This is a genomic window from Martelella sp. UBA3392 (genome assembly GCF_002358775.1).
In the GTDB taxonomy this organism is placed as follows: Bacteria; Pseudomonadota; Alphaproteobacteria; order Rhizobiales; family Rhizobiaceae; genus Martelella; species Martelella mediterranea.
The window spans coordinates 1-3414 of record NZ_DEPM01000101.1 but is presented as its reverse complement, the minus strand read 5'-3'; the positions used below and the strand labels follow the sequence as shown (position 1 = coordinate 3414).

The 3414-nt window shown below is 65.4% G+C and carries 7 protein-coding genes and 1 pseudogene; all 8 read left to right on the top strand.

Features of this window, described 5'->3' with window-relative positions; all coding sequences use genetic code 11:
- Window positions 1–199: phage head closure protein (locus tag B4E36_RS07560; RefSeq protein ID WP_345900189.1), on the top strand; the 199-nt coding region annotated here is incomplete at its 5' end.
- A complete protein-coding gene (locus B4E36_RS07555; RefSeq protein WP_292054571.1) occupies window positions 196–603 on the top strand; it encodes a DUF3168 domain-containing protein in 408 nt (135 codons plus the stop codon). The genes B4E36_RS07560 and B4E36_RS07555, both read left to right, overlap by 4 nt.
- 34 nt (window positions 604–637) lie before the next feature.
- The gene (locus B4E36_RS07550; protein ID WP_292054568.1) at window positions 638–1048 is read left to right on the top strand and encodes a phage major tail protein, TP901-1 family; all 411 of its coding nucleotides are present in this window, start codon (window positions 638–640) and stop codon (window positions 1046–1048) included.
- Entirely contained in the window at window positions 1045–1401 is a 357-nt protein-coding gene (locus B4E36_RS07545) for a gene transfer agent family protein (RefSeq protein ID WP_292054565.1), read from the top strand. The genes B4E36_RS07550 and B4E36_RS07545 overlap by 4 nt, the downstream gene beginning before the upstream one ends.
- A gap of 47 nt (window positions 1402–1448) precedes the next feature.
- A pseudogene (locus tag B4E36_RS07540) lies at window positions 1449–1616 on the top strand (rcc01693 family protein); the annotation flags it as partial.
- 9 nt (window positions 1617–1625) lie between these two features.
- Entirely contained in the window at window positions 1626–2204 is a 579-nt protein-coding gene (locus B4E36_RS07535; RefSeq protein WP_292054564.1) for a phage tail tape measure protein, read from the top strand.
- A 10-nt stretch (window positions 2205–2214) separates the two neighbouring features.
- Window positions 2215–2844 carry a DUF2460 domain-containing protein gene (locus tag B4E36_RS07530; protein WP_292054561.1) on the top strand — a complete coding sequence of 210 codons (630 nt, stop codon included), beginning with the start codon at window positions 2215–2217 and terminating at the stop codon, window positions 2842–2844.
- A partial coding sequence (locus B4E36_RS07525) for a DUF2163 domain-containing protein (protein ID WP_345900188.1) occupies window positions 2841–3414 on the top strand: 574 nt, incomplete at its 3' end. The genes B4E36_RS07530 and B4E36_RS07525, both read left to right, overlap by 4 nt.

The following is a 3414-nucleotide window of genomic DNA, read 5'->3' as shown; positions in this document are numbered from 1 at the left end:
GGTCTCGATTGCCTTCGATGAGGAGGCCAATGGCGAGGTTGTTCGCCTGACCCATGAAATCTGGATGCGGATGCGGTCGGATCTGGCGCCGGGGATGCGGCTCACGCGCGGCGGGCGGGCGTTCAGGATCAATGGCTGGCGCGATCCCGACGAGACTGGGCGCTATCTGGTCTGCCGATGCGAGGAGATCGAGCCATGAGTTCACCCGAAAACGAGCTTCTAGCGGCGATCCATGCGGCGCTCTCCGGCGATGGCGAACTGACGGGGCTGATCGGCGCGGATGCGATCTTCGACCGGTTGCTGAGCCGGCCGCGACTGCCCGCCATCGTATTCGGAGAATGCGTCACCACCGATGTTTCAACGGTGGATGGCAAGCTTTTCGAGCATGCGCTGACGATCGAGATCTGGTCGGAGGCGCATGGGCGCAAGGCATTGCAGCAGATCGAGGCGCGGGTGAGGGCGCTGCTCGACGATCAGGCGCTGTCGCTCTCCGGTGCGACGCTCGTCAATCTTGCGCATCGTTCGACCAGGGTGAAGCGGGTGACGCGGACCGGCTATTTCCTCGCCGAAATGCGCTTTCGCGCGGCGACCGAACCGGCGTGAGCCGCTGATTTCCAGACAGATAACGGAGAGTTCCATGACTGCCCAGAAAGGCAAGGACCTGCTTTTGAAGCTGCATAATGGCAGCACCTATGAAACCGTCGCCGGCCTCAGGTCGCGGCGGCTGGCGTTCAACGCCGAGACAGTGGACATCACCGATTCCGAAAGCGCCGGTCGCTGGCGCGAGTTGCTTGGCGGCGCAGGTGTGCAACGGGCGTCGATGACGGCCTCCGGCATCTTCAAGGATCAGGCATCCGACGAGACGGTGCGCGCGGCGTTTTTCTCCGCCGCGCTGGTGGAGGCGCAGATCGTGATCCCGGGGTTCGGTATCGTTGCCGGGCCGTTCCAGATCTCCGCGCTCGAATATAACGGCCAGCACAATGGCGAGGTCCAGTTCGAGATTGCGCTGGAATCGGGCGGCGCCGTGAGCTTCGGAGCGGCGGTATGAGCCGCGGCGGCGGAAGGGCGAACCGCCATCGCGGCGAGGTGGAGGCGGTGTTCGATGGTGAGCGGCGGATTCTCTGCCTGACGCTCGGGGCGCTCGCGGAGCTGGAAACCGCGTTTGCTGCCGCCGGTCTGGCCGACCTCGGCAGCCGGCTTTCGTCGGGCGGGCTGAAGGCGCGCGATCTGATCGCGATCATCGGCGCCGGACTGCGCGGCGGTGGCAATGCGATCGATGACGAAGAGGTGGCCGCCATGGGTATGGAAGGCGGCGTCGCGGCCTATGCAAGCCTTGTCGGCGAACTCCTGACAGTGACGTTTACGGGAGGGGAGGCCTCGAAGGAGGCGGACCCTTCCTAGCCGCAGCGGCAGAGCCCCAACCTCCCGTCGCCGAACCGTTCCCCTGGCGGGCGGCGATCCATACCGGGCTCTGTACGCTGCGGCTTCCCCCGGCGACGTTCTGGGCGCTGTCGCCGATGGAGTTCGCGGCGATGGCGGGCGCGTTCGCGCCGGCCGAGGGCTATCCGACGCGGGCGGCCCTCGACGTTCTGATGACCCGCTTTCCCGACAGATGAGGACGTTTCATGGACATTGAAGAGACGAGTATCGACGGCGCTCGAGAGAGCGCCAGCGCGCTCTACGACGTGCTGCTCGATCTGGAAACGCAATCCGACCGGTTTGCGGGCGCGCTGACCACGGCGCTGAAGGATGCGACGCTTGGCGGCAAGGGGCTGCAGACGGTGCTGGGCGACCTCGGGCGTCGGCTGAACGATCTGGCGCTGAATGCGGCGCTGAAGCCACTGGAAGGCGTGATCTCGAGCCAGATCGGGTCGCTGACAGGCGGGCTGGTGGAGGCCGTGGCCCATGCCAAGGGCGGCGTGCCGGGCAGGATCACGCCGTTTGCCGCCGGCGGCATCGTTTCGACGCCGACCTATTTCGGAATGAATGGCGGCCTGGGGCTGATGGGCGAGGCCGGCAGCGAGGCGATCCTGCCGCTGAAGCGCGGGGCCGACGGCTCGCTCGGTGTTGCGGCCGGAAGCGGTGGCGGGGCGCGGATCGTCTTCAACGTCTCGACGCCGGATGCGGAGAGCTTCCGCAAGAGCGAGGGACAGGTCTCGGCGATGCTGGCGCGGGCGGTGCGCTCCGGCCAGCGCAATATCTGAGGAGGCCGCGATGAGCACGAGTTTTCATGAGGTGCGGTTTCCGCTGCGTTTGTCACTCTCGGTAAGCGGCGGGCCGGTGCGGCGCACCGATATCGTCAACCTCTCCAACGGCCACGAATCGCGCAATCAGCGATGGCGGGATTCACGTCGATCGTACGACGCGGGCTCGGCAGTACGTTCGGTGGCCGATCTTTATGAGTTGATGGCGTTTTTTGAGGCGCGCGGCGGCCAGCTTTACGGGTTCCGGTTTCGCGATCCGGTCGATTTCAAATCCTGCGGGCCGCTTGCCGAGCCGGCAGCCGGCGATCAGTGGATTGCGACCGGGGACGGAACCAAGAAAAGCTTTCAATTGATCAAGACCTACGGCGACGGCGCGGCGTCCTGGACCCGGACGATCCAGAAGCCGGTGGCCGACAGCGTGAAGGTTTCGGTGGATGGCGTTGCCGCATCCGGATTTTCCGTCGATGCGGCGAGCGGGATTGTGACGTTTGCGGCTCCACCCGCGAACGGCGCCGCGATTTTCGCGGGCTATGAATTTGATGTGCCGGTGCGCTTCGATATCGATCGCATCGACATCAACATGAAGGCGTTCAATGCAGGGAGCGTGCCGTCGGTGCCGCTGGTGGAGGTGAAGCCATGAGGGACATTGAAGCGGGCCTTCTGGCCCACCTTTCCGAAGATGCGACCACGGTGTGTTCCTGCTGGCGGGTGGTGCTGAAGGATGGCACGGTCATGGGCTTTACCGAACATGATCACGATCTCCACTTCGCATCCACGACCTTTCTGGCGGCGAGCGGGTTTGCGGCGACGAACCTCGAGACGGAGGAGGGGCTTGCGGCCAGCACCAGCGAGGTGGCGGGCGGGTTCTCCAGCGCGGCGATAACCGAGGAAGCGCTGGCGGCCGGGCAGTATGACGGGGCGCGGGTGGAGGCCTATCTGGTCAATTGGCGCAACCCCTCCGAGCACCAGCGGATGTATGTGCACGAAATCGGCGAGGTGACCCGTGAGGGCGGCGGCTTTACGGCGGAGTTGCGGTCTGTGACGCACCGCCTGTCCCAGCCGCAGGGGCGCAGCTTCTCGCGCCGTTGTGATGCGGCGTTGGGAGACGGAAAATGCGGGTTTAACCTGGCCACGCCGGGGTTCACGGCGACCGGGACCGTTGTCGCGGTCGATAGCGATGCGCAACTGACGGTATCGGTCGGCGGAGAAT